This window comes from Burkholderia sp. MSh2 (assembly GCF_000731655.1).
Lineage (GTDB): Bacteria > Pseudomonadota > Gammaproteobacteria > Burkholderiales > Burkholderiaceae > Burkholderia > Burkholderia paludis.
The window spans coordinates 193,060-217,899 of record NZ_JPGM01000005.1; the positions used below are offsets into that span (position 1 = coordinate 193,060).

A 24,840-nucleotide genomic window follows, 5' to 3' on the forward strand; every position below is an offset into this window, starting at 1 on the left:
GTGAAGGTTGCCGGCTCACCTTTGCGTTGGCAGCGGCGAACCGGCGACGGCTTACAGCAGGAAGCCGATCGCGCTGAGCGCTTCGGTCGAGTCGATCAGGCGCACGACCTTTCCGGCAATCCGCATCTCGCCTTCGGCGTCGACGTACAGCTTGTGCGTGACGTCGGCCGCGAACAGCGTCGCGACGCCGCGCTTGTACGCGACGACGACCTGCGCGGATTTCAGCTCGACGGTATCGGCGCTGCTGCTTTCCAGCGTGAAGCGCGACACGGTGCGCACCGTGCGTGCCGCGTCGACGGCCGACGCCGAGTAACCGGACACCATCCGCTGCACGCGCTTCTCGCGCATGTCCTGGTCGTCGAACACGTAGTTCAGCGTCGCGGCAAAATCGGTCGTGTCGGGATCGATCGGCACCACGTAATGGCCGGCCGGATCCCACAGGTCGAGCCAGGCGCGATAGTCGCGACGGTCGAGCATCTCGGCTTCGCGCCACACGAATTCGACCGCGCGGGCGAAGGTCTGCTGCGAGAAAAGGGCGTTGCGGTCATCCATCATGCTTGCTCCATCATCGTGCGCCATTGCCGGTAGGCCTCGCGCATCCCGGTTTCGTCGGTCGCGTGCGCGGTCTTTTCGCCGTTCGCGGCGGTGGTTTCGCGGTTCAGCCCGCGATTCACGAGGATCGGCACGTCGGGGCCCGCGTGCGCGCCGCGCTGCACGCGCTCCCACGCCTCCGCGTCGTCGGGGCTGCCGAAGCCGAACGGGCCCTGGAAGTGTTCGTGTATGCGCAGCCGCTCGCGGTTCGCTTCGTCGGGGCCGCCGTCCATCGCGAGCGCAACGTGGCGGATCTCGGTTTCGTTCGCGGCGATCGGCCGCAGCACGCGGAAGAACGCCATCGACAGCGCGAGGTTCGGGAACAGGTTCAGGTTGAAACCGACGCCCATCAGCGAGCGCACGATGCGGCGCACTTCGTCCGGCGCGTGGCGCTCGGCGAGCTTCGCCGCGAGCGGCGCGAAGCGCTCGGGCAGCGGCGCGCCGTCGTCCTCGTCGAGATCGATCAGCTCGGGCATCAGCACCGCGAGGCTGTGGCCGTTGCCGAGCCCGCGGCAGAACGCGTCTTCGCTCGTCATGAAGCTCGTGATCGCGGCGGCCGTCTCGTCGTCGATCGACTTCATCCACGACTTGTGCACGACCGGGAAGTGATAGAGGTCGGTCGTGTTCTCGAGCTGGATCTTCCAGTTGCCCTTGAACTTGAACTTGTGTTCGCCGTTCGCCTTGATCGGATAACCGGCGCCCTGTTTCATGAACAGGTCGATCCACGGCTTCGCGCCGCCGAGGAAATCCTCGAGCGGTTCGATCGCGTCGTTGAAGCTCGCGAAGATCAGGCCCTGGTACACGCCGACGCGCAGCTTCACGAGCGGCAGGTCGCCTTTTTCGCACACGCCTTCGTAGCCGTCACCGTACGGCAGCGCGCGCAGCGTCCCGTCGAGCGCGTACGACCAGCTGTGATACGGGCACGTGAAACCCTTCGCGTTGCCCTTGTGCGATTCGCACACGGTCGCGCCGCGATGGCGGCAGCGGTTCTGCAGCACGTTGATTTCGCCGGTCCTGTCGCGCACGACGATCACCGGCTGGCGACCGATCGTCGTCGTGATGAAATCGCCCGGGTTCGGCAGCTCGCTCTCGTGCGCGACCCAGATCCAGGTGCGGTAGAAGATGCGGTCGAGCTCGGCTTCGAACAGCGCGGGATCGTGATACATCGCGGGCGCGATGCGGTCGGGTTGCGCGAGGCCGTGCAACGCACGGGTGTCGATCGTCTGGTAGGGAATGTCGCTCATCGTCGTCGTGGGGAAAGAGTCGCGAGGAAGTGCAAGGCCCGGCCGGCGGACCTCATGCGGATAGCGAGACCAGTGTCGTCATCGCGAATTAATCCGTCAAATTGATCTTAAAGATGAGACTAAATAAGCTGCATGGATAATCAGGCGCGCCGCTCGCGATAGGTCGCGACCATGCATGCGGTTCATGGGCGGCATTTTTGGCGGGAATTTGACCGGGGCCGGCTGCGCTCTTATCGTGGGTCGGACGCAGTGAACAGATTCGATCGCGGACCTGCCGCCCGATACCTATTGGGCAGGACAACTGATTTTATTCCTGGATCCCCATGAACTCGCCAGCGCCCTTGTCAGCGGTTACGTTGCCCGCTTCCCGCAGCACGAATTCGGTCCGACGTGCGGTCACCACGGCCGTGCTCGGGCAGGTACTCGAATGGTACGACTTCTTCCTGTACGGGACGGCCGCCGCGCTGCTGTTCGGCAAGCTGTTCTTTCCGGTCGGCAGCGATCCGCTGACCGGCACGATCGCGGCGTTCGGCGGCTTCACGGTCGGCTTCGTCGCGCGCCCGATCGGCGGCCTGCTGTGCGGGCACATCGGCGATCGTTACGGCCGCAAGACCGTGATGATGCTGACGATGTTGACGATGGGCGCCGCGACGGTCGGGATGGGCCTGTTGCCGACCTATCGAGAGATCGGCATTGCGGCACCGGTCGCGCTCGTATTGCTGCGCGTGCTGCAGGGGCTTGCCGCGGGCGGAGAATGGAGCGGCAGCATCCTGCTGATCCACGAGAACGCGCCGGCCGACCGGCGCGGCGCGCTGGCCGCGTGGAGCCCGTGCGGCGCGGCGTTCGGCTTCGTGCTGTCGACCGCCGCGTTCCTGCTCGTGCAGCAGTTGCCGGCCGCCGACATCGAGCGCTGGGGCTGGCGCATGCCGTTTCTCGCGAGCATCGTGCTGGTCGGGTTCGGCCTGTGGATGCGCCGCTCGATCGGTGAAAGCGCGGAATTCGCCGAAGCGCGTTCGACGCAGAAGTCCAGCGCGACGCCGCTCGTCGACGTGCTGCGCGAATGCCCGCGCGAGGTGCTGACGGTGTTCGGGCTGCGGTTCGGCGAAGGCGCGGTGTCGTATCTGTTCTTCGCATTCTCGCTCGCATACGGGAAATTCATCGGTCTCGATGCATCGTGGCTGCTGGGCGGGCTCGTGATCTCGATGCTGCTGATGATTCCGGTGACGCTGATCGCGGGCCGCCTGACCGATCGGGTCGGCCGCAAGCCCGTCTATCTGCTCGGCGCCGTCGCCGTCGTGTTGATCGCGTATCCGTACTTCACGCTGCTGCAGTCGGGCCGCTTCTCGCATGTGATCGTCGCGCTGATCCTGGCGAACAGCGTCGCGATCGGCATCCTCGAAGGCGCGCAGCCGGCGTTCATCAGCGAACTGCTGCCCGTGCACCTGCGCTTCTCGGGGCTCGGCATCGGCCGCGAGATGGCGTCGGTGCTCGGCGGCGGGCTGTCGCCGGTGATCGCGACCGCGCTTCTTGCGCATTACCGCAGCGCGACGCCGATCGTCATCTATCTCGTGATCCTCGGTGCGATCACGGTCGTCGCGACCTGCATCGCGCCGGAAACCCGCCCGAAGGCGATGCGCGATGCGGCCCGCTCGCGCTGACCGTCGCAACGCCTTTCGTCCAGACCCTTCGCCCTTTCAGGAAGTTGCCATGCAAGCCAATTCCGCCATTCATGCCGTCGTGCCCGACGCGCCCGCGTCACCACAACCGGCCGACCGCTCGCCGCTGCCCCTCGAGGCGGTGATCGCCGAAGTCGGACGCAGGCGCGACGAGTTCGACCGGCTGTCGCACGTGCCGCGCGACGTGATCGCGATGATGAAGCGCGCGGGCATCTTCCGCGCCGGCACGCCGGGCCGTTTCGGCGGCGACGCGCTGCCGCCGCACGTGTTCCTCGCCATGCTCGAACGGATTGCGATCGCCGACGGGTCGGCCGCGTGGGTCGCGGCATTCGGTTCGGCCAATACCTATCTCGCCGCGCTGCCGCTCGACACGCAGCGCACGATCTATGCGGACGGTCCCGACCAGGTGTTCGCCGGTGGGCTGTACCCGCTGCAGCCGGCGCAGCGCGTGCCGGGCGGCTACCGCGTGACGGGGCGCTGGCGCTTCGCGAGCGGCTGCAAGGGCGCGGACTGGATCGGAGTCGGCATCGGCGGTGCGCCTGCCGACGGCGGGACGCCGGGCAAGCCGTTCACGGCCGTGTTTCGCGCCGACGACGTCGAGATCGTCGAGAACTGGCGTGTGGTCGGCATGCAGGGCACCGGCAGCCACGATCTCGCGCTGAACGACCAGTTCGTCGACGAAGCCTGGACGTTTGTGCGCGGCGGCGAGCCGACCGTCGACGAGCCGCTGTACCGCTATCCGGCGGTTGCTTACCAGGCGCAGGTGCATGCGGCGGTCAACGTCGGCATCGCGCGCGCCGCGCTCGACCTGCTCACCGCAATGTCGGGCGCGACGAAGACGACGACCGGTGCGCCGCGTCTCGCCGATCGTCCGTACTACCGCGAGGGCCTCGCGAAGGCCGAGGCCGACTGGCGCAGCGCGCGCGCGTTTTTCTACGAGACGGCGGAAGCTGCGTGGGCGTCGCTGGCCGCCGGCCGTCCGGTGTCGCCGCAGCAGGCCAACCTGCTGCGGCTGAGCGCGACGCACGCCGCGCAGGTGTGCGCGAAGGTCGTGATGCAGGCGTACCAGCTCGCGGGCACGGCTGCGATTTACCGCGAGAACCGGCTGCAGCAACTGGTGCGCGATTCGATCGTGGTCACGCAGCACGCGTTTCTCGGCGAGGCGACCTACGACGGTTCCGGTGCCGTGTTCGCCGGCATCGCACCGGTGACGCCGTATCCGTGACCGGCAATCGCGCCGATTTTTCGCAGCAGGAGCTTCAGATGAACGATTCGACGATCCACGACGACATGCGCCGGGACTTTCGCGAGGCGATGTCGCGCCTGCCGGCCGGTGTCAACGTCATTACCACCGATGGCGCGCACGGCCGCTGGGGCATCACCGCGAGCGCGGTCTGCTCGGTGACCGACACGCCGCCGACGATGCTGGTGTGCATCAATCGCGGCAGCCGTGCGCATGACATCATGCGCGGCAACGGGCGCATCGCGATCAACCTGTTGCCGTCCGCGTGCCAGGAAATCGCCAGGACGTTCGCCGGCATGACGCCGGGCGATGCGCGATTCGACGACACGCGCTGGCTGGACGGGAAAACCGGCGTCCCGGTGCTGGCCGACGCGAATGTCAGCCTCGAAGGCCGCATCATCGACAGCAAGGCGGTCGGCTCGCATTCGGTGATGTTCGTCGAGGTCGATCACATCGCGCTGCACGCGGCGGCCGACGGGTTGATCTATTTCGGCCGAGCGTTCCATCGGCTCGCGCATCCGCTGGCCGCGCAGGCGGGGTGACGGATGGACGTCTGCCTGTTCCTGATCGTCGATCGCAGCGGAAACGATGACGCCGGCGTGCCGCCACCGGGCCTCGACGATGCGGCGGCGGCGCTGCGCGCGGTGCCCGGGCTGAAGCGGCTGGTCGTGCATCGGCCCGTCGCGCTGGCCGCCGACCGCGCCGACCCCGTTGCGCGTCCGCCGTCGCCGGCAGCCGTGCTGCAATGTTATTTCGCCGAACTCGGCAGGCTCGAAGCGATGCTCGCACCGGCGGGCGCCGCGCATGCCTGCGTCGCGCGATGGCAGGCGGCGGGGCGGCGCGTCGTCCAGCAGGCGATGGCCGTGCGCCGGATCCCGCTGGCCGGCCCGCGCGCGGCCGCGCACAGCTGCACCTACCTCGTCAGCTACGACGGCGAAGCCTCGGACCCTAACGCATGGCTGTCGCACTATCTCGACCATCATCCGCCGCTGATGGCGCGATTGCCGGGCATCCGCGCGATCGAAATCTATACGCGCGTCGACTACCGGACCGCGCTGCCGGCGCCGCGCGCGCATGCGATGCAGCGCAACAAGGTCGTGTTCGACGATGCCGCCGCGCTGGAGCACGCGCTGGCGTCGCCGGTACGGCTGTTGATGCGCAGGGATTTCGACGCGCTGCCGCCGTTTACCGGCGCCACACCGCATTTCCCGATGGCCAGCGAAAGTTTTGGGATAACATCGGCCGAGTAGTCTGCGCCGCGTCGCGCGACCGCCTGGTCGTCGTGTCGACGCGCGCCCGCCGCGGCTCACGAGCACCATGACCCAATCCCGTCCGGTCGTCACCGACCTCAACCTGCTGCGCGTGTTTCTCGCGATCTCGGAACTGCGCAGCCTGACCGCGGCAGGCGAGCGGCTCGGGCTCACGCAGCCGGCCGTCAGCCACGCGCTGCGGCGCCTGCGCAACCTGTTCGACGATCCGCTGTTCGTGCGCACGCCGACCGGCATGGCGCCGACCGACACGGCGCGCCAGCTGCACGGCCCGCTGACGCGCGCGTTCGGCATCATCGATCTCGCGGTGCAGCAGGTCGCGCATTTCGATCCGGCCACCGCGAACCGCACCTTCCGGCTGTCGATGTCCGACATGTCGGAGTTCTATTTCCTGCCGCCGCTGCTGGCGAGGCTCGCGGACGTCGCGCCCGGCATTCGCGTCGACATCGCGAGCACGGCGGTCGACGCGGTCGGCGCCGCCATGCGCAGCGGCGAGATCGATCTCGCGCTCGGCTACGTGCCCGATCCGGGGCCCGGCTGCGTGAGCGAAACGCTGTTCTCGGACGAACACGTGTGCATGGTGCGGGCCGGCCATCCGCTGCGCAAGCGCGCGCCGACGCAGGAAGACCTGACCGCGCTGCGCTACATTTACGCGAGCAGCAATGCGACCGGCCACCGGATGGTCGAGAAGTGGCTCGACGAGTTGCACGTCGAGCGCACCGTCGTGTTGCGGCTGCCGCACTTCATCGTCGCGCCGGAGATCGTGCAGCACACCGATCTGGCGATCATCTTCCCACGCAGCGTCGCCGAGCGCTTCAACCGCGGCCGCGCGTTCCGCATACTTCCGTTGCCCTTTGTGCTGCCGCCGATCGAAATCCAGATGCACACGCACGTGCAGTTCGCGGCGGACCCGGGCATTGCGTGGCTGCGCGGCGTGATCCACGAGATGTTCCATCGTCAGGAAGCCTGACGACGATTTCGCGCACCTGCCTGAAATCCGCTTCACTGATTTAGAATGCGTTCACGCATCAATTTGACGAATAGTGGAGGCGGTCATGACGTCGGTCGATCATCTCGATCTGAACCTGTTGCGCGTATTTCAGGCGATCGTCGAGGAACGCAGCCTGACGAAGGCCGGCGAGCGGCTCGCGCTGTCGCAGCCGGCCGTCAGCTATTCGCTCGGGCGGTTGCGCACGCTGTTCGACGATCCGCTGTTCGTGCGCACGCGCTCGGGCATGCAGCCGACACCGGTCGCGCTCGAACTCGCGGGCATCGTCGGCAAGGCGCTCGACATGGTGCGTGTGGCGCTGCGCTACGCGGAGCGCTTCGATCCGGCCACCAGCACGCGCACGTTCCGGCTGTCGTTGTCGGATGCCGGCGAGATGGCGTACCTGCCGGCGATCTGCCAGGCCCTGCGCGAGCGCGCGCCGCGCGTGACGCTGAGCGTACAGCCGCTGCCGGTGGACGAGATCGAGGAAGCGCTGCGCGCGAGCCGGCTGGATTTCGCGATCGGCAACCTGCCGGAGTTGATGCCTCGCACGCGCCATCAGGTGCTGTTCGAGGAAACCTATGTCTGCATGACGGGCCGCCGGCGTGGCTTGCCGAGCGGCGCTGCGCTGAGCCTCGAGCAATTCGTGCGCGCCGCGCACGTCAACGTGAAATCGGTCGAGCACAGCCACCATGCGCTCGACGATGCGTTGCGCGCGCAGGGCGTGGGCCGCAACATCGCGCTCGAAGTGCCGCACTTCGTCGCACTGCCGAGCGTGCTGTCGGTTACGGATCTGTATGCGACGCTGCCGAGGCGGCTCGCGCAGATATTGAACCGCGACAATGCATTCCGTCTGTATGACCTGCCTGTCACGCTGCCGCCCGCGCCGGTGACGATGCACTGGCACGAGCATTTCCATGAAGACGAGGGTAACGCGTGGATGCGCATGCTGCTCGTCGAACTCGTCGAGCGGTTCGATAACGCGTGACGCATGAGGGCGAGGGCATCGCGTGGATGTGTGCGTTGCTCGCCGAACTCGTCGGGCGTTTCGATGGCACGAGACGTCCTGAACAGGCGCCGCTCGTGCCGGATGCGTCAGAGGTCGAGCACCAGCACCGCCGAGCGCGCGCGCGACACGCAGCAGCAGATCACCGTGTTGCTCGCGCGTTCGGCCTTGCTGAGGCAGTGGTCGCGATGATCGGGCTCGCCGTCGACGACGGGCACCATGCAGGTGCCGCACACGCCTTCGCCGCATGACGTATCGACTTCGATGCCGATCCGCGCGAGCGCGTCGACGATCGACGTGTCGGGTGTCACGCGCACGGATTGCCCGCTGCGCTGCAACCGCACCTCGAAGCCGTCGGCCGGGCCGGCGCCGGCTTCGGCATGGCCCGCATCCGCGGCCACGGGTTCTGCCGCAAAACGTTCGAGATGAACCGAGTCTTCGGGCACGCGCGTCGCGGCTGCCGCGACCACCGCATCCATGAATGGCCCCGGGCCGCACGTGTAGACATGCGCGTGCGCGTCGAGCGACGCGACGCAACGGCCGAGTTCGATAGCCAGCGCATCGGGTTCGACGCCGTAGTGGAACGTCACATGCGGCGCGAACGGCTCGGCCGACAGCTGGTCGACGAAGGCCGCGTGCTCGCGGCTGCGCGCGAAGTAATGCAGCCGGTAGCGGGCGCCGCGCTTGTGCAGCGCGTACGCCATCGACAGCAGCGGCGTGATGCCGATGCCGGCCGCGATCAGCACGTGCTCGCTCGCGTCATCCGTCAGACGAAACAGGTTGCGCGGCGCGCCGATCGACAATTCGGCGCCGACGCTCACGTCGTCGTGCAGCGAGCGCGAGCCGCCGCGCGACTGCGCCTCCTTCTTCACCGCGAACAGGTAGCTGCCGCGCTCGTCGGGATTGCCGCACAACGAGTATTGCCGCGTGACGCCGGACGGCGCGGTGACGTCGATGTGGGCGCCCGGCTCATACGTGTCGAATGGCTGGCCGTCGACGCGCGAAACCCGGAAACAGCGGATGTCCTGCGCCGCGTCGATCAGCGCGTCGATCCGGACCTGGTGGCGGTTCGCTTGCATGGGAAGTTCCGTGGGGTGGGAGAACAGCGGCGCGGCAGACGCCGCGCCGTCATGCGATCGAGAATAGGGACGGGCATCGCATAAATCAAATCGATTAAAAAGCGATACCAGAATCAGCGGGATGGATGATGGTCGATGGCGCGAATGGGCTCAGCGCGCGGCGATCGCGTCGCCCGCATCGGCTGCCAGGGGTGCCGATGCCGATGCATGGCCGCGTTCGCGATCGAGGCTGCGGCGATAGTGGCGGCAGCCGGCGGCCAGCAGCAGCGCGGCCAGCGTGGCCGCCGCGACGTTGACGATCGACATCGAATGACCGACCGCCGCCGGTGCGCCGAACACGCGATCGGTGAACAACGCGACGACGGTCGTGCCGATCCCGAGTGCGACCAGGTTCGACACGAGCAGGAACAGCGCGGAGATCTGCGCGCGCATCTGGTTCGGCGCGAGCGTTTGCATCGCGGCGGTCGACGTCGGCATCGGGAACGACGCGAAGAACATCGCGACGACGAGCGTCGCGAGCGACGCGGGCAGGCTGTCGAGCTGCGTGAACAGCGTCGCGGGAATCGCCATGCACGCGGCGCCGATCGCGCCGGCGCGCAGCGGCGCATCGGCACGGCCGCGCCGCAGCAGCCAGTCGTTGAGCCAGCCGCCGCAGAACACGCCGGCCGTATTCGCGACCAGCAGCACGATGCCGAGCGTGTAGCCGGCCTCGACGGCCGTCATCCCGAAGCGGCGGATATAGAACGCCGGTGTCCAGCTCAGCAGGCAGTACAGCGTCATCGCGTAGAACGAGAAGCCGAGGTAATGGCACGAGAAGGTCGCGCGATGCGCGCCGACGAAGCGCAGCGAATCGCGCATCGACACGCGCCGCACGGCGCCCGAGCGATCCTGCGCGAGCCCCTTGCGCTGCGGGTCGCGCACGGTCGCGGCGAACAGCAGCGCAACGAGGATCCCCGGCAGCCCGACGATCAGGAACGTGACCTGCCACGCATGCACCTGCCCGACGACCGGCAGCGTGAACGCGCTCGCATGCTTGAGCAGCGCGATCACGTAGCCGCCGATCAGGAACGCGACGCCGCCGCCGATGAACGAGCCGAGCGAATACACGGCGATCGCGCGTCCGAGCTTCTCCTTCGGAAAGTAGTCGGCGAGCATCGAATACGCGCCGGGCGACAGCGCGGCCTCGCCGACGCCCACGCCCATCCGCGCGATGAACATCTGCACGAAATGCTGGCTGAGGCCGCACGTGGCCGTCGCGACGCTCCACAGCGCGATGCCGAGCGAGATGATGCGCGGGCGTGCATGGCGGTCGGCGAGATACGCGACGGGCAGCCCCATCACCGCGTAGAACAACGAGAACGCGAAGCCGTTGAGCAGGCTGAACTGCGTGTCGGACAGGTGCAGGTCGCGCTTGATCGGTTCGATCATCAGCACGAGGACCTGACGGTCGACGAACGAAAAGACGTACGCGAGCATGCAGATGACGACGACATACCATTCGTACGTATAGCGCTTGCCGTCGGCAGCGCGGGCCGTGGATGCGGACATGCGGATTCTCCAGGAGCGGGCGGTGGAAAGGCGCGGCAGCGGCCTTGCGGGCCGGGCGCCGTCGCGGCGCGAACGCGTGCGGGCGACGCGCTCGGAGACGCAGCGTAGTCGGCCAAATTCGGCCGCCATAGCCGGAGTGACAGCGGCGCCACACGGACATTTACCGACCCGCATAAAGAAAACACCGAGGCCGCGCGCGCGGGCCGCCGCGCAGCGCGCGTGCGGCGGGGCGCGCGTGCATCATGCGGCGCATCTATAAGCCATATAGACCGCATTGCATCGACGTCCGAAATTGTCGTTCCTAGACTCGGCCCGTTTTTCGATCGGCAGCGCTGGCCCCTTGCGGCGAGCGTGCATCACATCATGCGGCGCGATGCCGACCGGCGCCGGCACTTCTACGGGACGACGAAGATGAACCAACCGAACGGGCGGGCCGACCGGCTTGCCGTACCGCTTGCCGCGCTGCTCGCCTGCATCGCGCTGCCGGCCGCCGCGCAGTCGAGCGTGACGCTCTACGGCCGCATCGACACCGCGATCGAATACGCGAACGCCGGGCCGAATCACGTGGTGCGCATGGGCAGCGGCGACCTGTGGGCGTCGCAGTGGGGGCTGAAGGGCGTCGAGGATCTCGGCGGCGGTTACGCGACGATCTTCAAGCTCGAGGACGGCTTCAACGCGGGCAGCGGTGCGCTGTCGAACAGCAGCGCGCTGTTCGGCCGCGAAGCGTGGGTCGGCATCACGGGGCCGTTCGGCGGCGTGCAGTTCGGCGAGCTCTACACGATCCTGCATACGACGCTCGTGACCTACAGCCTGCCCGGCCTCGGCGCGGGGCTCGCGTGGGGCAACGCGACCGACAACTTCGTCGGGCCCGCGTTCCTGCGCGTGCGCAACGCGATGCGCTACACGTCGCCGCGCTATGCGGGCTTCATGCTGCGCGCGATGGCCGCGCGCGGCACCAACGGCGCGGCCGGACAGCCCGCGACGCTCGGCGACACCTATGGCGCGGGCGTCAATTACGTGCGCGGCGGCCTGTCGGTCGACGTCGACTACATGCAGCAGAAGTTCAGCCCGGTGGCGGCCGCCGCACTCGGCGACACGAGCCCGGCCGCGAACGGCAACTACACGCTCGGCGCGATTTCGTACGACTTCGACGTCGTGAAGGTCGCCGCGCTGTACATGCGCCATCGCGGCGGCCCCGACGTCGCGACCGCGATCGACAGCCAAAGCGCGTATCCGCACAGCGACATCATGGAACTGAGCGCGACGGTGCCGATCGGGCGCGCGTCGCTGCTGTTGAGCGTCGGCCATTACCGGAAGGTCGCGGACAGCGACGGCGACGCCGATTCGTACGGCATCCGTTTCGACTATCCGCTGTCGAAGCGCACGGTGCTGTACACGGGCGCCGCGATGGTGCGCAATGGCGCGCATGCGAGCTTCGTCGTCAACGGCGCGGCCGGCGGCGGTGTCGCGGTCGCCAGGCCGGGCGCGACCGCGAGCTCGATCGTCGCGGGCATCCTCACGTCGTTCTGAGCAGGTCGGCGGGCCCGCGGCCGCGCGCGCCCGCTTGCGCCGCTACGCGCAGGCGGGCGGCTGCGGCGCGAGCCATGCGTCGAACGGCGCCTGCTCGCCGATATGGAACAGCTCCAGCAGCAGCGCGCGCAGCCAGCGATGGCCGGGGTCCGCATCGAAGCGCCGGTGCCAGTACGCATTGACGGTCCATTCGCCGGCGCCCGCGATCTCGTACAGCACGCACGGCTGCCGCGCGGCGAACGTGATCGCGATCGTCTCCGGCAGGATCAGCGCGTAGTCGCCGTCCTGCAGCAGCGCCGGCACCACCATGAAATCGGGCAGCGCCGCGCGTACGCGCGGCATCAGGGCATGTCGTTCGAGCAGCTGCATCGACTGCGGATGTGACGTGACAGCGACGAAGCGCAGCCCATCGGGCGCCGCGCCGTCGAGCACGAAATCGCCGGGCAACCCGATGCGTTGCGCGGTGCGGCGCGGCATCAGCAGCACGCAGCGCTCGTGCAGCAGCGCGGTGCGCTGGAAGTGACTCGACGCGTCGGCGAATTGTCCGAGCGCGAAGTCGATGCGCCCCGATTCGAGTGCGACGTTGAGCTGGCATTCGTCGACGTGCAGCGTCTCGATCACCGCGCCCGGCGCACGCCGGTCGAACGCGGCGAGCAGCGTCGGCAGGAATGCACTCGCCGCGAAATCGCTCATGTGCAGCCGGAACACGCGCTGCGTGCTGTCGGGCGTGAAGCGCGACCCTTCGTCGAGCACGTCCTGCAGGATCGCGAGCGCCTTGTCGACCGAGATCGCGAGCCGCTGCGCGCGCGGCGTCGGCTCGACGCCCGTGCCGGTGCGCACGAACAGCGCATCGCGGAACATCAGCCGCAGCCGGCCGAGCGCATGGCTGACCGACGGCTGCGTGACGCCGAGCCGCAGCGCCGCGCGGCCCACGTGCCGCTCCTCGTAGACCGCGCGAAACGTCTTCAGCAAGTTGAGATCGAGATCCTGCACGCGCAGGCCGTCGGGCGAGTCGGCCTCGTGCGCTGACGGGTCGGGGCGGGCCGGCGTCGCCGGGCGGCCGGTTGCGGCGTGCGTCATCGTGTCTGTCTCGCGGTAACGGAGGGCGCATGGCCGTAACGCCGTGCATACGCCTTCGCGAAATGGCCGAAGCCATGGATGCCGTGCGCGATCAGCACGTCGGTCACGCTGCGCGCGTCGCCGCGTTGCAGCGCCGCGTGCACGGCCGCAAGCCGGCGCTCGCGCACGTATGCGGCCGGCGTGGTGTGCAGGAACGCGCGGAACGCATGCTGCAGCGTGCGGGGGGCGACGCCCGCGACGTCCGCGAGCGCGGTGAGCGAGAGCGGTTCGCCGAGATGCGCATCGACGTGGGCGCATGCGCGGCGGACGTGCGCCGGCAACGGCGGCGTGCCGCGCGCGAGCGCGCCGCTGTGCGAGTGCGGCAGGTGCATGAGCAGCAGCGCCATCAGCCACGCGGTGAGGTCGGCGCCGAATCCCGGCGAGTTCGTGCCGATGCCCGGCTGCGCGCCGAGCCGGCACAGGTATTCGAAGGTCGGCAGCACGAGCGCGGCACCCGTGCCTGCGCCGCCGACCGCGAGATCGAACTGCAGCGGCTGCGTGAGCGTCGCTTGCAGGAGGTCCTGCAGCTTGCGTTCGAGCGCGCCGCGTTCGAGGCGCAGCACGAGGTTGCGGCACTCGGGGCTCGTGCGCAGGCGGCTCGCGAGCGCGGGCGACGATACCGTCAGCTCGCCGGGGCCGGCGCGCGCCACGACATCGCCGGCCTGCAGTTCGCACGTGCCGGCGAGCGTCAACCTGAACAGAAAGTGATCGGCGTCGTCGCCGAAATCGATGCGCGTTTCGCGGCCGTAGCAGAGTTCGAGCAGCGCGCCGCGATGCAGCGGCACCTCGTACAGTTCCGCATGAAACGGATCGCGGCCGGACGAGGCCATCCGGTGCGGCCCGAGCCGGTGCGCGACCGCGCGTTCGACTTCGTCTGGCGCCTGCAGCGTGCCGAGCCGGTTCGGCGCATGGCGGGAAAGGGCGATGTCCATTCACAGACCTCGTGGCGGATGCGGATGCGGATGCGAGGGCGGGGCGGCGAGCGCGTCGCGCCGATTGCGTTGCGCGAACGGGCGTGTCGTTGCGCGTTTTGAAGCGACGCGCCGGGGAGGGCCGCGTAGTCTCGGAAACAACCAATCACCGGGAGAAAGCGATGAAGGTATGTGTTCTGGGCGGCGGCCACGGCTGCCATGCGGCGGCCATCGACATGCTCGAGAAGGGCCACGACGTGACGTGGTGGCGGCGCGACCGCGAGCCGCACGCGCGGCTGCGCGAGCTCGGCGTGCTGAACGTGACCGACTATCGCGGCAAGCGGACCGTGCCGCTCGGCAGTGCGCCCGGCGCGATCCGCCTGACCGACGATCTCGTGGCCGCGCTGCATGGCGCGCAGCTCGTCGTGGTGCCGCTGCCGTCCACGTCGCACGATGCGCTCGCCGCGCAGGTCGCGCCGTTGCTGGCGGACGGCCAGGTCGTATTCCTGCCGCCCGGCACGTTCGGAAGCTTCGTGTTCGCGCGTGCGGCGGCCGACGCCGGCAACCGTTCGCGCATCGCCTTCGCCGAAACCGGCACGCTGCCGTATCTCGTGCGCAAGCACGGCGACAACGATGTCGTGATCAGCGCCTATGCGACGCGCTTGCCGACCGGCGTGTTTCCGGCGAATGCGGCCGGCTGGGCGTTCGACGTGCTGCGCGCGGGCTATCCGTCGGTCGAGCCGGTCGAGGATGCGTTGTCCGGCGCGCTGATGAACGCGGGCCCCGTGATTCATCCGCCGCTGATCCTGATGAACGCCGGGCCGCTCGAACACTTCGACGCGTGGGACATCCACAACGAAGGCACGCAGCCGTCGATCCGCCGCGTGACGAATGCGCTCGACGCCGAGCGCATCGCGGTGCGCGAAGCGCTCGGTTATCGTGCGCCGCATTTCCCGCTCGCGGATCACTACGCGAGCGAAGGCGACGAGTGGATGTACGGGCGCGGCGCACACGGCAAGCTGACCGATAGCGGCGACTGGCGCGAGAAGATCGATCTGCGCACGCATCGCTACATGCTCGAGGACACCCGGCTCGGGCTGTCGTTCGTCGTGTCGTGCGGGCGCTGGGCCGGCGCGCCCACGCCCGTCGCGCAAGGGCTGCTGAGCATCGCGAGCGCGGTCGCGGAGCGCGACCTGTATGCGGAGGGCCGCACGCTGGAGCGGCTCGGGCTTGCCGGACTGTCGAAGGACGCGATGCGCACGCTGCTCGACACGGGGGGCGCGGCATGAAGGCGGCCGCCGATGTGACGCGCATCCACGTGCTCGGCGCGGGACGCATGGGGCAGGGGATCGCACTCGTGTTCGCGTTCGCCGGCCTCGACGTGACGCTGATCGACTTCAAGCGGCGCGATGCGGCCGGCCGGCAGGCATTCGAGGCGCGCACGCGCGACGAGATGTTGCGACCGCTGCATGCGCAGGTCGCGCTCGGCCGTATCGACGCCGCGCAGGCCGATACGGTCGTTGCGCGCATCGCGCTCGTCTCGCACGACGGCGCGGCGGAAGCGGTGCGCCGCGCCGATATCGTGTTCGAGGCGTTGCCCGAAGTGCTGGACGCGAAAGCCGGCGCGCTGCGCTGGCTCGGCGAACACGTCGATGCCGGTGCCACGATCGCATCGACCACGTCGACCTTCGTCGTCACCGGGTTGCAGCGCCATGTCGCGCACCCCGAGCGGATGCTGAACGCGCACTGGCTGAATCCCGCGCTGCTGATGCCGCTCGTCGAGATCAGCCGCAGCGATGCGACGGACCCGTCCGTCGTCGACGCACTCGCCGCGCTGCTCGGGCGCGTCGGCAAGAAGCCGGTGATCTGCGGGCCGGCGCCCGGCTATATCGTGCCGCGCATCCAGGCGCTCGCGATGAACGAAGCCGCGCGGATGGTCGAGGAGGGCGTCGCAAGCGCCGAGGACATCGACACGGCGATCCGCACCGGCTTCGGGCCGCGCTTCGCGGTGCTCGGGCTGCTCGAATTCATCGACTGGGGCGGCTGCGACATCCTGTACTACGCGTCGCAATACCTGGCCGGCGAGATCGGCCCGCGCTTCGCACCGGCCGCGAGCGTCGTGCGCAACATGGAGGCCGGGCGCGACGGCGTACGCACGGGCGTCGGCTTCCACGACTATGCGGATGTCGACGTACCCGCGTACATGCGGCAGCGGCTCGGCGAATTCGCGCGGCTGCTCGATCATCTCGGGCTGGCCCCGGCGTTCGACGGCGCACGGCGGGACGCCGGACGCTGAACGTTGCGCGGTCATGCCGGGTCGCCGCGCGCACCGTCGGCCTGCGTGATGCGCGTCTCGCGCATCACGCACAGGGTCGCGACGGTCACGAGGCCGAGCGCGACGAGGAACAGCGACACGGGCCATGACGCGTGATAGCGCGCGAGCAGCGCGGTCGCGATCAGCGGCGACATCCCGCCCGCGAAGATCGACGCCACTTCATGCCCGAGCGCGACGCCCGAGTAGCGCACCTCGGTGCTGAACAGCTCGCCGACGAGCGCGGGCAGCGTGCCGATCATCGCGCCGTGGCTCACGGCCGTGGCCACCGTCAGCGCGAGCCAGACGAGCGGCGTCGCGCGCGTGTCGAGCAGCCAGAAGAACGGGAACGCGCACGCGACGAGGCTTAGTGCGCCGATCAGGTACACGGGTTTGCGGCCGATCCGGTCGGACAGCCGGCCCCACGCGAGCATCGCGCCCATTTCGACGATCATGGCGATCATCACGCCGGTCAGCATCACGCCATTCGGGATGCCCACGTATTTGCCGTAGACCAGCGAGAACGCGAGAAAGATGTACGCGCCGCCGTTCTCGGCCACGCGCAGCCCCATCGCGAGCAGGATTTCCTTCGGGTGGCGGCGGATGCAGTCGACGATCGGCAGATGCGTGTGAGCGCCGCGTTTGCCGGCCAGCTCGAAATCGCGGCTTTCCGGCAGGTGGCGGCGGATATAGATGCCGATCGCGAAGATCGCGATGCTCGCGAGGAACGGCAGCCGCCAGCCCCACGTGCGGAACATGTCGTCCGGCAGCGCCTGCGCGGCGAGGAACGCGGCCGACGACAGCACGAAGCCGCCGCCCACGCCGAGCTGGCTCCATGCCGCGTAGTAGCCGCGCTGCGCGGGCGGCGCATTCTCGCTGATCATCAGCACGCCGCCGCCCCATTCGCCGCCGGACGCGATGCCTTGTAGCAGGCGCAGCGCGACGAGCGCCGCCGGCGCCCACAGGCCGACCTGCGCATAGGTCGGCAGCAGGCCGATCGCGAACGTCGACGCGCCCATGATCAGCAGCGTCCAGACGAGCGACGCCTTGCGCCCGTAGCGATCGCCGACATGACCGAACACGATCCCGCCGAGCGGGCGCGCGACGAAGCCGAGCGCGAACGCCGCGAACGCGGCGAGGCTGCCGGCGAGCGGCGAGGCGCCGGGCGGGAAGAACACATGGCCGAACACGAGCGCGGCGGCGGTGCCGTACACGAAAAAGTCGTACCACTCCATCGCGTTGCCGGCGACGGAGGCGATGACGATCCGGCGCAGCTGCCGGTCGGCGAGCGGCCGGGCGGCGCTCGGGGATTGCACGGTGTCGGTCGGGTACATGGCGGACTCTGAAGGGGAGGCGGGTGCGTGCCGTCTTTTGCGGCACTGCAGGCCCCAGTGTTGTCGGCGCCGTGCCCCCGGTCAAATCCGCAGAAAAAGGGGCGTGTCATCACTCCCGCAAATGATGGTCGGCGCGCGGCGCTCGAACGCGGCGATGCGCCGAGCATGGTGGCGCGCGCGGTCGCGGAGAAACTGCGGTGACGCGGCGGCGACCGGGGCGGGGAACGCGATGACGGTCGGCTCGCCGCTCGGGCGGCCGACACACGGCATCGGGCATCGCGTGCGCCCGCGCCGCCCTGCTTCCGCCTACGCGAGACTGTCGGGCGCCAGCCGCAGCACGTTGGCGGGCGCGGCCCTGAATGTCGGGCCATGCGCATCGTTCGCGATCATGTGGGGCGTCACGTCGTGAGCGGCCAGCGCTTGCTCGGACGCCCAGCGCTCGATCAGCACGAAGCCGTGTTCGTCGCCGACGACGGGGTGCAGGTCGTACTGAAGACATCCGGGTTCGGCCCGGACGACAGGCGCCAGCCGTTCGAATGCGGCAATCTGCTCGTGACGTTTCCCGGGAAGGGTTTGAATCGAGATGACGAGCAGCACCTCGTGTTCGTTGCTCCGGCTTGGACGATCGACTTCGTTCATGGCGACTCCTGGCTGACGTGTGGGATGCCGGCGATGGAGCGGGGCGCCGTAAACGCAAAGAGCCCCGTCGCTTGCCGGCGGGGCTCCTGGTGCATGCAACTGCGACGATTACCGCGCGCGCACTCCGGACGACCCGCCGTTGGCGATGGTCGTCGTTGTGGTGATGCGTGCGAAGGGAACCGGATTGAGCTGCATAAATTCAAGATAACCTGATCGGCCCGGGCGCGTCAACGGCGCCGGCTTTCCGAGCCGGGGTGTCAGCGACGGTAGATGAATTCCAGGTCGGTCGAATCGCCGACCTTGAAATCGTACGTGCCGACCTGCCTGAAACCGGCCTTCTCGTAGAAGGCGATCGCCTTCGCGTTGCCGGACCACACGCCGAGCCATACGGGGCCGGGGCGTTCCGCCGCCAGATAGTCCAGCGCGGAATCGAACAGCGCGCGCCCGGCGCCGGTGCCTTGCGTGCTTCGCCGAAGATAGATCTGGTGAATTTCCCCCGAACCGTCGGCCACTTCCGGGTGCGGCAGCTTGCACGGCCCGGCGTGCGCATAGCCGACCAGCCCGCCGTCGTCGCTTTCGGCGACCCATGTGCGGTACTGCGGATCGGCGAGCTGCGCCGTGACCGCTTCCACCGAGTAGGTGTGCGCCTCGTACGCGGCAAGATCGTCCGGCGGGTAGCCGAGGTCGAAGCCGTCTTGCAGGAAGGTTTCGCGAAACGTGTCGCGCTTCAGCTCGGCGAGCGGGACGGCATCGGACAGGGTGGCAACGCGGATCAGCATTGAAGCGCTCTCGATTCGGTGGTCGGCCGGATAGTTTATCGTGAGCGGCACGAGGCTCGCGAGCGCCGGCATGCCGCGAACGCGCCGTGCGAGGCGCGGCGGGGCGCGCCCGGCAATCAGGCGGATGCCGATGGTTGATCGTCGGCGGACATGCTAGGATTTTTGTCAAACAACTTCGGAGACTGCCATGCCGTTCATCTGCGAAAACGTTGAATGCCGCGCCGTGCTCGCGCGCGGGCAGGTCAGGCCCCACCGGGAGGACGCGGGGTGGTGCTTCTACTGCCCGGATTGCCAGGCCAGGAACGAGTTGATGAATATCGGCGTGGCCGACGGCGCTGCCGAGCTGATCCAGCCGGAAAGGGCCAGCCCGCCGCACAAGGTGGTCGCGTCGGCCCGCCCGCTGGAGGATGGCCGATATGCAGCGGAGTTGAGCGTGCAGCGGGCGCTCGCCGTGAAGGGCACGTATGCGGCCGAGGAACACTGGGATCAGCTCGGGGTATTCGGCGACGCGCAGGACGCCGTCGCGCACGCGAAGTCGTTCGCAACCGACCTGCTGGGGCGGGCGGCCTAGCTGAAACTTTTCCGTAAGCGAAGAAGGGGCGTCACGCGCATGCGTGCGACGCCCCTTCTCGTTTTCCGTCCGTGTCCGCCAGCGGCTCGCGGCGTCCGGTTCCCGATCGGTACGCGCACCGCTTGGCCGCGTCGGTTAGCGCACGATGCCGCCGTTCCTTCCGTTCCTTCCGTTCCTTCCGTTCCTTACGCGCGGCGTCCGGGTGCCGGGTGCCGGCTGCCGGTTCGCGCCGCGCAGGAGCCCTCTCGCCGGGCTCAGGCCGTGACGACGATCTTTCCCCTCTCGGCGCCGGCCTCCATGCACCGATGCGCGTCGGCGATGTCGTCGAACGCGAACGTGCGCACTTCGTCCGACCCCCGCGCGATGCCGCCCGCCGCGCGTCACGCGACCGGATGCAGATCCTGCAGCAGCGTCGGCACGAGCTCCGATACGGTCGGGTGAATGTGCATCGCGCGGCTGATCGTCGTGTACGGCGCGCCGGCGGCCATCACGTCGAGCATGCCGTGCACGACCTCGTCGCCGGTCACGCCGAGGATCGACGCGCCGAGGATCGCGTGGCTGTCCGCGTCGACGATCACCTTCATGAAACCCTGGCTCTCGCCTTTTTCGACCGCGCGGCCGACGCGCGTCATCGGCCGCGTGCCGACGAGCAGCCGGCGGCCCGTCTGCTTCGCCTCCGCGAGCGTCATGCCGATGCGGCCGAGCGGCGGATCGATGTACATCACGTACGCCGCGATGCGGTCGGACACCTTGCGCGGATCGTTGTCGAGCAGGTTGGCCGCGACGATCTCGTAGTCGTTGTACGCGGTGTGCGTGAACGCGCCGCGCCCGTTGCAGTCGCCGAGCGCCCAGATGCCAGGCACGTTCGTGCGCAACTGCTCGTCGACCTCGATATAGCCGCGCGCGTCGGTCTTCACGCCCGCACGGTCGAGCCCGAGATCGTCGGTGTTCGGCACGCGCCCGACCGCGAGCAGCAGGTGCGAGCCCGCGACCTCGCGGCCGCCGCCCGCGCAATCGAGGCCGACGACGATGCCGCCGCCGTCGCGCCGCGCGCTCAGGCAGTTCGCGTCGAGCTGCACGTTGATCCCTTCGTGTTCGAGGATCTCGCGCACGGCCTGCGACACGTCCTCGTCCTCGCGGCGGATCAGGCGCGGGCCCTTCTCGACGATCGTGACCTGCGAGCCGAAGCGCCGATACATCTGGCCGAACTCGAGCCCGACATAGCTGCCGCCGACGATCACGAGATGCCCGGGCAGGAAGTCGACGTCCATCATCGTCGAGTTGGTCAGGTACGGCACCGCGTCGAGGCCCGGCATCGGCGGCACCAGCGCGCGCCCGCCGACGTTGACGAAGATGCGTTCGGCGTCGAGCAGCTCGTCGCCCACGCGTACCGCGTCGGCGCGCTCGAAGCGGGCGTGACCCTGGAACACGGTCGCGTTCGCGAGGTCGCGCACCCATTGTTCGACACCGTGGTTCGAGCGCCCGGAGATCAGGTCCTTGCGCGCCTTCACGGCGCGCATGTCGACGCTGACGGGGCCGCCGACCGACACGCCGTATTCGCCGGCGCGCCGCGCGAGGTGCGCGGCGTACGCGCTGGCGATCAGCGTCTTGGTCGGGATGCAGCCGGTGTTCACGCAGGTGCCGCCGAAGCGGCCGCGCTCGACGATCGCGACTTTCATCCCGGCGGCCGACAGCCGCGCGGCGAGCGGCGGCCCGGCTTGCCCGGTGCCGATGACGATCGCGTCGAAGTGTTGCGTCATGACGTCCTCCTGTGCGGGTGCAGCGAGGGAACGCGTGCGGGCGTGCCGCGTGCGGGGCCGGCGCACGGTCGCGCGACGGCGAGCGCCTATGGTAGCCCGGTTGGCGTGCGTCCGCGAGCGGCGGCACGGCAGGCGGCGCGGGCGCGGAGGAGCGGGCCGGAGCCGGGCCGCGCCGGCCGCTGCGCGACGCGATCGACGCTGTTACGCGGTGGCGGCCGCGTCAGTCCTTGCGCTTCCACTGACTGAACGACACCGGCCGGTGCGCGTCGGCGCGCGTGACGGTGACGTGGTCGGGCTGATCCTCGAGCGGAAACGATACGGTGACGATCTGGCTCGAAAACAGCCAGCCGTGCGTGCGCGGGTCGTAGCGGAACGTCACGTAGTCGCTCCAGTGCTGCCCGCACGCGACGGCATTCTGCACGGTGAAATAGCGGCCCTTGACCGCGAGGCCGTCGTCGGCGAACTCGAACGGATCGCACTGGCCGCCTTCGTTCGCGCGCAGCACGACCTCGTCGTTGCGTGCGGCGAGCCGGTACGCGTGGTCGGCCTGCTCCTCGTAGATCAGCAGCGGGCGCGGCGACGGCTGCCCGAGCGTGTCGCCCTCCCGATGCGCGACGACGAGGAAACTGTGCCGGCCGTTGTCGAGATCCGGCCCGGCTTGCGCGAGCATCGGCTGGTAGCCGGGCGGCAGTTGCGCGGCGATCGACTTCGGCAGGTCGTCGGCGCGGGCGTGGAACGACAGCGCGGCGAGCAGCGGGAGGAGCACGATGGACAGGCGGAAAGCGCGCATGAAGGGGAGTCCGGTCGAAGGGAGGAGGGCAGGCGGGGCCGGCGGCGTGGCGTTACAGATCCCGCCCGAGGAACTCGGTGCCCGGCACCGGGTTGAACGCGACGGGCGGCGCGGGCGTGAAGCCCAGCGACGCATACAGTTGCCTGGCGGCGACGAATTCGGGCAGCACGTCCAGGCACATGCGCGCATAGCCGGCCGCCTTCGCGTCTTGCAGCAGCCGTTCGACGAGCCGGCGGCCGACCTGCAGGCCGCGCGCCTCGGGGCGCACGTACACGCGTTTCATCTCGCACGTCGTGCCGTCGATGGCGCGAAACGCCGCGCAGCCGACCGCGCGATCGCCGCGCCATGCGATCAGCAGCATGCCGCTCGGCGCCGCGTACTTGCCGGGCAGCGCGGCGATCTCGGGCTCGAAGTCCTGGAAAGCGAGGCTGACGGTGGGGCTCGCGATGTACTCGCGAAAGATCGCCTCGACGACGCTGGCGTCGTCGGGATAGCGGGCGGCGCGAATCTCGATCATGGGCAGCGGTGCGGAATGACGGGCAAGGGGCCAGCATAGCAGCGCAAGGCCGCTTCCGGTCAGGCGCGAAGCGTGCCAGAATCGTCGGCCGGATTACCGGAAACGACATGCCGGCGCCGGCGACCCGGCGCCGCTCACGAGGGAGATTTTGATGACTGCATCGGCTGCCGTACTCGCCATTCTGGCCGCGCTGTTCCTCGGCGCGATGATTCCGGGCCCGAGCTTCGTGCTGGTGGCGCGCAATTCGATCGGGCTGTCGCGCCGCGACGGGCTGGCCACCGCGCTCGGCATGGGGATCGGCGGGATCGTGTTCGGCGGCGTCGCGCTGGCCGGGCTGTATACGCTGCTGCAGGCCGTCGAATGGCTGTATGTGGGCCTGAAGGTGGCGGGCGGCGCGTACCTGGTCTACATGGCGTCGAAGATCTGGCGCGGCGCCGACCGGCCGATCGCGATGGACGATCCGCAGGCGATGGCCGCCGGCAGCGCGCGCAAGTCGTTCTGGACGGGCCTCACGACCCAGCTCAGCAACCCGAAGACGGCGATCTGGTACGGCAGCATCTTCGCGGCGCTGCTCCCGCAGCATCCGCCGCTGTGGTGCTATCTGGCGCTGCCGCCGCTCGTGTTCGCCGTCGAGTTCGGCTGGTACACGCTGGTCGCGCTGTGCTTTTCCACCCGCGGCCCGCGCGAACTCTACCTGCGCGCGAAGGCGTGGATCGACCGGATCGCCGCCGGCGCGATCGCCCTGCTCGGGCTGCGGCTGATCCTGAACGCGCCGAAAGCGGGGCTCTGAGCGCATTCGGTTCCGGCGGGCGTTGCATGGCGACCGGCCACTCCCGTGGACGGTTGCCGGAGCGAGCCGGCCGGCGCACCGCGCGAACGCGCATCGCGGTTCCGGAATCCGCAAGCGGTCCGGAACCGTTCTTTCCTTCTCTTCATGTTCCCCCGTCGGGCGATTCGCCCGGCGACCCGCGCGCGCCCGTCCGCCGGGCCGCCTCCGACAGCCTCCCCGACGCCTTCCCCGCAGCCTGCCGAAGCCCGCAAAGCCTTGCGCGACGGGCATCCGGGCATGCCGCGCCGGGCACCGGCAGGCACCGCGCCCCCGATTCTGGCGGTCGACCGCCCCGCGACGTGTAAACTGCTGCCTTTTTTGACGGTTTGCAGCATGGTGCAAGCACCTCCGCGCCCGGCGTTGAGCGGTCCGACCCTCGTCCGGCTGCTCGCGCGCGCGGCCGATGCCGACGTCGCGGAATCCCGCCAGTCGCTGTCCGACCGGTTGAGCCAGTGGCTCGGCTGGACCGACGCGATCACGCTGTCGTCCGCGCTGAACGCGAGCCCGCCCGGCGTCGCGGCCGGCGTGCGCGGCTACGATGCCGAGCGCGATTGCGCGCGCGTGCGTCACGATCTCGCGCAGGCGATCACCGCTTCCAGCCGGCCGCCCGCGCGGCGCCGGCCCGGCGACATGCCGCCGCCGGCCGCCGACACGGCCGATTTCGCGGATTTCCGCCAGCGTTACCTGACGCTGCAGCAGGACATGGAAACGGCGATCGGCCAGTTGCGCGGCAGATTGCGGGTCGCGCTCGCCGCGCGCTCGTCCGGGATGGCGCGGCTCGCGACGCTCGACGCGATCATGGAGCGGGTGCTCGGCGCACGCGAGCGCAGCCTGCTGTCCGCGGTGCCCGCGCTGCTCGGCACGCGTTTCGGGCGGCTGCGCGACGCGGAACGGCAGGCGCTGGCCGATGCCGAATCCGCGGTCGCGGCCGATCCGGCCGATCACGTCGCGCCGGCGGATGGCGCGGCCGTTGCGGCGATCGTGCCCGGCGCATGGCTCGACACGTTTCGCGACGAGATGCGCAGCATCCTGCTTGCCGAACTCGAAGTCCGGTTTCAAACGGTAGACGGGCTGCTCGCGGCCCTTCGCACCTGCTAATCAACACGC

The 24,840-nt window shown here is 69.3% G+C and carries 25 protein-coding genes; 12 read left to right on the top strand and 13 right to left on the bottom strand.

What is annotated here, in order from left to right; genetic code table 11:
• Positions 1–51 precede the first annotated feature (51 nt).
• Complete coding sequence (locus GQ57_RS04420; RefSeq protein ID WP_034197173.1) at positions 52–555, bottom strand: aromatic-ring-hydroxylating dioxygenase subunit beta; 504 nt, start codon at positions 553–555, stop codon at positions 52–54.
• On the bottom strand, positions 552–1,835 hold the full coding sequence (locus GQ57_RS04425; RefSeq protein ID WP_034197174.1) for an aromatic ring-hydroxylating oxygenase subunit alpha: 1,284 nt from the start codon (positions 1,833–1,835) through the stop codon (positions 552–554). Before GQ57_RS04425 ends, GQ57_RS04420 begins: the two co-directional genes overlap by 4 nt.
• 323 nt (positions 1,836–2,158) lie before the next feature.
• Here GQ57_RS04425 and GQ57_RS04430 point away from each other — a divergent pair, with 323 nt between their 5' ends.
• The 6 genes from GQ57_RS04430 to GQ57_RS04455 all read left to right on the top strand — a co-directional run bounded on the left by GQ57_RS04430 (position 2,159) and on the right by GQ57_RS04455 (position 7,998).
• On the top strand, positions 2,159–3,493 hold the full coding sequence (locus GQ57_RS04430; RefSeq protein ID WP_034197175.1) for an MFS transporter: 1,335 nt from the start codon (positions 2,159–2,161) through the stop codon (positions 3,491–3,493).
• Positions 3,494–3,542: 49 nt separating this feature from the next.
• Positions 3,543–4,736: an acyl-CoA dehydrogenase family protein gene (locus GQ57_RS04435; protein WP_034197176.1), complete on the top strand. Its 1,194-nt coding sequence runs from the start codon at positions 3,543–3,545 to the stop codon at positions 4,734–4,736.
• Positions 4,737–4,774: 38 nt separating this feature from the next.
• The gene (locus GQ57_RS04440; protein ID WP_034197228.1) at positions 4,775–5,296 is read left to right on the top strand and encodes a flavin reductase; all 522 of its coding nucleotides are present in this window, start codon (positions 4,775–4,777) and stop codon (positions 5,294–5,296) included.
• Positions 5,297–5,299: 3 nt separating this feature from the next.
• Entirely contained in the window at positions 5,300–6,004 is a 705-nt protein-coding gene (locus GQ57_RS04445) for a hypothetical protein (RefSeq protein WP_034197177.1), read from the top strand.
• A gap of 67 nt (positions 6,005–6,071) precedes the next feature.
• Complete coding sequence (locus tag GQ57_RS04450) at positions 6,072–6,992, top strand: LysR family transcriptional regulator (RefSeq protein ID WP_034197178.1); 921 nt, start codon at positions 6,072–6,074, stop codon at positions 6,990–6,992.
• A gap of 85 nt (positions 6,993–7,077) precedes the next feature.
• A complete protein-coding gene (locus GQ57_RS04455) occupies positions 7,078–7,998 on the top strand; it encodes a LysR family transcriptional regulator (protein ID WP_034197179.1) in 921 nt (306 codons plus the stop codon).
• A 107-nt stretch (positions 7,999–8,105) separates the two neighbouring features.
• Here GQ57_RS04455 and GQ57_RS04460 read toward each other — a convergent pair whose 3' ends face one another.
• The gene (locus GQ57_RS04460) at positions 8,106–9,095 is read right to left on the bottom strand and encodes a PDR/VanB family oxidoreductase (protein ID WP_034197180.1); all 990 of its coding nucleotides are present in this window, start codon (positions 9,093–9,095) and stop codon (positions 8,106–8,108) included.
• A gap of 150 nt (positions 9,096–9,245) precedes the next feature.
• Entirely contained in the window at positions 9,246–10,643 is a 1,398-nt protein-coding gene (locus GQ57_RS04465) for a spinster family MFS transporter (RefSeq protein ID WP_034197181.1), read from the bottom strand.
• A gap of 411 nt (positions 10,644–11,054) precedes the next feature.
• On the opposite strand from GQ57_RS04465, the gene GQ57_RS04470 reads away from it, so the two are divergent.
• Entirely contained in the window at positions 11,055–12,173 is a 1,119-nt protein-coding gene (locus tag GQ57_RS04470; protein WP_034197229.1) for a porin, read from the top strand.
• A 42-nt stretch (positions 12,174–12,215) separates the two neighbouring features.
• Here the strand turns inward: GQ57_RS04470 and GQ57_RS04475 are convergent, their stop codons facing one another.
• Both GQ57_RS04475 and GQ57_RS04480 read right to left on the bottom strand, forming a co-directional pair.
• Positions 12,216–13,253: a LysR family transcriptional regulator gene (locus GQ57_RS04475; protein ID WP_031402260.1), complete on the bottom strand. Its 1,038-nt coding sequence runs from the start codon at positions 13,251–13,253 to the stop codon at positions 12,216–12,218.
• On the bottom strand, positions 13,250–14,224 hold the full coding sequence (locus GQ57_RS04480) for an AraC family transcriptional regulator (protein WP_034197182.1): 975 nt from the start codon (positions 14,222–14,224) through the stop codon (positions 13,250–13,252). Before GQ57_RS04480 ends, GQ57_RS04475 begins: the two co-directional genes overlap by 4 nt.
• Before the next feature lie 161 nt (positions 14,225–14,385).
• Between GQ57_RS04480 and GQ57_RS04485 the strand changes: the two genes are divergently transcribed.
• Both GQ57_RS04485 and GQ57_RS04490 read left to right on the top strand, forming a co-directional pair.
• Positions 14,386–15,492: an NAD/NADP-dependent octopine/nopaline dehydrogenase family protein gene (locus GQ57_RS04485; protein WP_031402262.1), complete on the top strand. Its 1,107-nt coding sequence runs from the start codon at positions 14,386–14,388 to the stop codon at positions 15,490–15,492.
• A complete protein-coding gene (locus GQ57_RS04490; RefSeq protein ID WP_034197183.1) occupies positions 15,489–16,499 on the top strand; it encodes a 3-hydroxybutyryl-CoA dehydrogenase in 1,011 nt (336 codons plus the stop codon). The genes GQ57_RS04485 and GQ57_RS04490 overlap by 4 nt, the downstream gene beginning before the upstream one ends.
• An 11-nt stretch (positions 16,500–16,510) precedes the next feature.
• Here GQ57_RS04490 and GQ57_RS04495 read toward each other — a convergent pair whose 3' ends face one another.
• From GQ57_RS04495 to GQ57_RS04505, 3 genes are all read right to left on the bottom strand, one after another.
• Positions 16,511–17,848, bottom strand: coding sequence for an MFS transporter (locus tag GQ57_RS04495; protein WP_034197184.1), 1,338 nt, complete (start codon positions 17,846–17,848; stop codon positions 16,511–16,513).
• Between the two features lie 306 nt (positions 17,849–18,154).
• On the bottom strand, positions 18,155–18,487 hold the full coding sequence (locus GQ57_RS04500; protein WP_052001067.1) for a putative quinol monooxygenase: 333 nt from the start codon (positions 18,485–18,487) through the stop codon (positions 18,155–18,157).
• 257 nt (positions 18,488–18,744) lie between these two features.
• Entirely contained in the window at positions 18,745–19,266 is a 522-nt protein-coding gene (locus GQ57_RS04505) for a GNAT family N-acetyltransferase (protein WP_031402266.1), read from the bottom strand.
• A 187-nt stretch (positions 19,267–19,453) separates the two neighbouring features.
• Between GQ57_RS04505 and GQ57_RS04510 the strand changes: the two genes are divergently transcribed.
• On the top strand, positions 19,454–19,837 hold the full coding sequence (locus GQ57_RS04510) for a hypothetical protein (RefSeq protein WP_031402267.1): 384 nt from the start codon (positions 19,454–19,456) through the stop codon (positions 19,835–19,837).
• A gap of 254 nt (positions 19,838–20,091) precedes the next feature.
• Here GQ57_RS04510 and GQ57_RS04515 read toward each other — a convergent pair whose 3' ends face one another.
• From GQ57_RS04515 to GQ57_RS04530, 4 genes are all read right to left on the bottom strand, one after another.
• Positions 20,092–20,181, bottom strand: a complete 90-nt coding sequence (locus tag GQ57_RS04515; RefSeq protein WP_034197185.1) for a zinc-binding dehydrogenase — start codon at positions 20,179–20,181, stop codon at positions 20,092–20,094.
• Positions 20,182–20,217: 36 nt separating this feature from the next.
• Positions 20,218–21,597, bottom strand: coding sequence for an FAD-containing oxidoreductase (locus GQ57_RS04520; RefSeq protein ID WP_034197186.1), 1,380 nt, complete (start codon positions 21,595–21,597; stop codon positions 20,218–20,220).
• 220 nt (positions 21,598–21,817) lie between these two features.
• Positions 21,818–22,387 (bottom strand): hypothetical protein, encoded by a 570-nt coding sequence (locus GQ57_RS04525; RefSeq protein WP_034197187.1) that lies wholly within the window; start codon positions 22,385–22,387, stop codon positions 21,818–21,820.
• Positions 22,388–22,439: 52 nt separating this feature from the next.
• Complete coding sequence (locus tag GQ57_RS04530; RefSeq protein ID WP_034197188.1) at positions 22,440–22,904, bottom strand: GNAT family N-acetyltransferase; 465 nt, start codon at positions 22,902–22,904, stop codon at positions 22,440–22,442.
• Positions 22,905–23,055: 151 nt separating this feature from the next.
• Here GQ57_RS04530 and GQ57_RS04535 point away from each other — a divergent pair, with 151 nt between their 5' ends.
• Positions 23,056–23,694, top strand: coding sequence for a LysE family translocator (locus tag GQ57_RS04535; protein WP_034197189.1), 639 nt, complete (start codon positions 23,056–23,058; stop codon positions 23,692–23,694).
• Between the two features lie 372 nt (positions 23,695–24,066).
• Positions 24,067–24,831 carry a DUF3348 domain-containing protein gene (locus tag GQ57_RS04540; RefSeq protein ID WP_031402272.1) on the top strand — a complete coding sequence of 255 codons (765 nt, stop codon included), beginning with the start codon at positions 24,067–24,069 and terminating at the stop codon, positions 24,829–24,831.
• Positions 24,832–24,840: the final 9 nt, after the last annotated feature.

What these genes read in the sequence shown, in the direction of transcription:
- GQ57_RS04420 (WP_034197173.1), bottom strand. Translation starts at nt 555, where the DNA reads ATGATGGATGACCGCAACGCCCTTTTCTCGCAGCAGACCTTCGCCCGC.
- GQ57_RS04425 (WP_034197174.1), bottom strand. Translation starts at nt 1,835, where the DNA reads ATGAGCGACATTCCCTACCAGACGATCGACACCCGTGCGTTGCACGGC.
- GQ57_RS04430 (WP_034197175.1), top strand. Translation starts at nt 2,159, where the DNA reads ATGAACTCGCCAGCGCCCTTGTCAGCGGTTACGTTGCCCGCTTCCCGC.
- GQ57_RS04435 (WP_034197176.1), top strand. Translation starts at nt 3,543, where the DNA reads ATGCAAGCCAATTCCGCCATTCATGCCGTCGTGCCCGACGCGCCCGCG.
- GQ57_RS04440 (WP_034197228.1), top strand. Translation starts at nt 4,775, where the DNA reads ATGAACGATTCGACGATCCACGACGACATGCGCCGGGACTTTCGCGAG.
- GQ57_RS04445 (WP_034197177.1), top strand. Translation starts at nt 5,300, where the DNA reads ATGGACGTCTGCCTGTTCCTGATCGTCGATCGCAGCGGAAACGATGAC.
- GQ57_RS04450 (WP_034197178.1), top strand. Translation starts at nt 6,072, where the DNA reads ATGACCCAATCCCGTCCGGTCGTCACCGACCTCAACCTGCTGCGCGTG.
- GQ57_RS04455 (WP_034197179.1), top strand. Translation starts at nt 7,078, where the DNA reads ATGACGTCGGTCGATCATCTCGATCTGAACCTGTTGCGCGTATTTCAG.
- GQ57_RS04460 (WP_034197180.1), bottom strand. Translation starts at nt 9,095, where the DNA reads ATGCAAGCGAACCGCCACCAGGTCCGGATCGACGCGCTGATCGACGCG.
- GQ57_RS04465 (WP_034197181.1), bottom strand. Translation starts at nt 10,643, where the DNA reads ATGTCCGCATCCACGGCCCGCGCTGCCGACGGCAAGCGCTATACGTAC.
- GQ57_RS04470 (WP_034197229.1), top strand. Translation starts at nt 11,055, where the DNA reads ATGAACCAACCGAACGGGCGGGCCGACCGGCTTGCCGTACCGCTTGCC.
- GQ57_RS04475 (WP_031402260.1), bottom strand. Translation starts at nt 13,253, where the DNA reads ATGACGCACGCCGCAACCGGCCGCCCGGCGACGCCGGCCCGCCCCGAC.
- GQ57_RS04480 (WP_034197182.1), bottom strand. Translation starts at nt 14,224, where the DNA reads ATGGACATCGCCCTTTCCCGCCATGCGCCGAACCGGCTCGGCACGCTG.
- GQ57_RS04485 (WP_031402262.1), top strand. Translation starts at nt 14,386, where the DNA reads ATGAAGGTATGTGTTCTGGGCGGCGGCCACGGCTGCCATGCGGCGGCC.
- GQ57_RS04490 (WP_034197183.1), top strand. Translation starts at nt 15,489, where the DNA reads ATGAAGGCGGCCGCCGATGTGACGCGCATCCACGTGCTCGGCGCGGGA.
- GQ57_RS04495 (WP_034197184.1), bottom strand. Translation starts at nt 17,848, where the DNA reads ATGTACCCGACCGACACCGTGCAATCCCCGAGCGCCGCCCGGCCGCTC.
- GQ57_RS04500 (WP_052001067.1), bottom strand. Translation starts at nt 18,487, where the DNA reads ATGAACGAAGTCGATCGTCCAAGCCGGAGCAACGAACACGAGGTGCTG.
- GQ57_RS04505 (WP_031402266.1), bottom strand. Translation starts at nt 19,266, where the DNA reads ATGCTGATCCGCGTTGCCACCCTGTCCGATGCCGTCCCGCTCGCCGAG.
- GQ57_RS04510 (WP_031402267.1), top strand. Translation starts at nt 19,454, where the DNA reads ATGCCGTTCATCTGCGAAAACGTTGAATGCCGCGCCGTGCTCGCGCGC.
- GQ57_RS04520 (WP_034197186.1), bottom strand. Translation starts at nt 21,597, where the DNA reads ATGACGCAACACTTCGACGCGATCGTCATCGGCACCGGGCAAGCCGGG.
- GQ57_RS04525 (WP_034197187.1), bottom strand. Translation starts at nt 22,387, where the DNA reads ATGCGCGCTTTCCGCCTGTCCATCGTGCTCCTCCCGCTGCTCGCCGCG.
- GQ57_RS04530 (WP_034197188.1), bottom strand. Translation starts at nt 22,904, where the DNA reads ATGATCGAGATTCGCGCCGCCCGCTATCCCGACGACGCCAGCGTCGTC.
- GQ57_RS04535 (WP_034197189.1), top strand. Translation starts at nt 23,056, where the DNA reads ATGACTGCATCGGCTGCCGTACTCGCCATTCTGGCCGCGCTGTTCCTC.
- GQ57_RS04540 (WP_031402272.1), top strand. Translation starts at nt 24,067, where the DNA reads ATGGTGCAAGCACCTCCGCGCCCGGCGTTGAGCGGTCCGACCCTCGTC.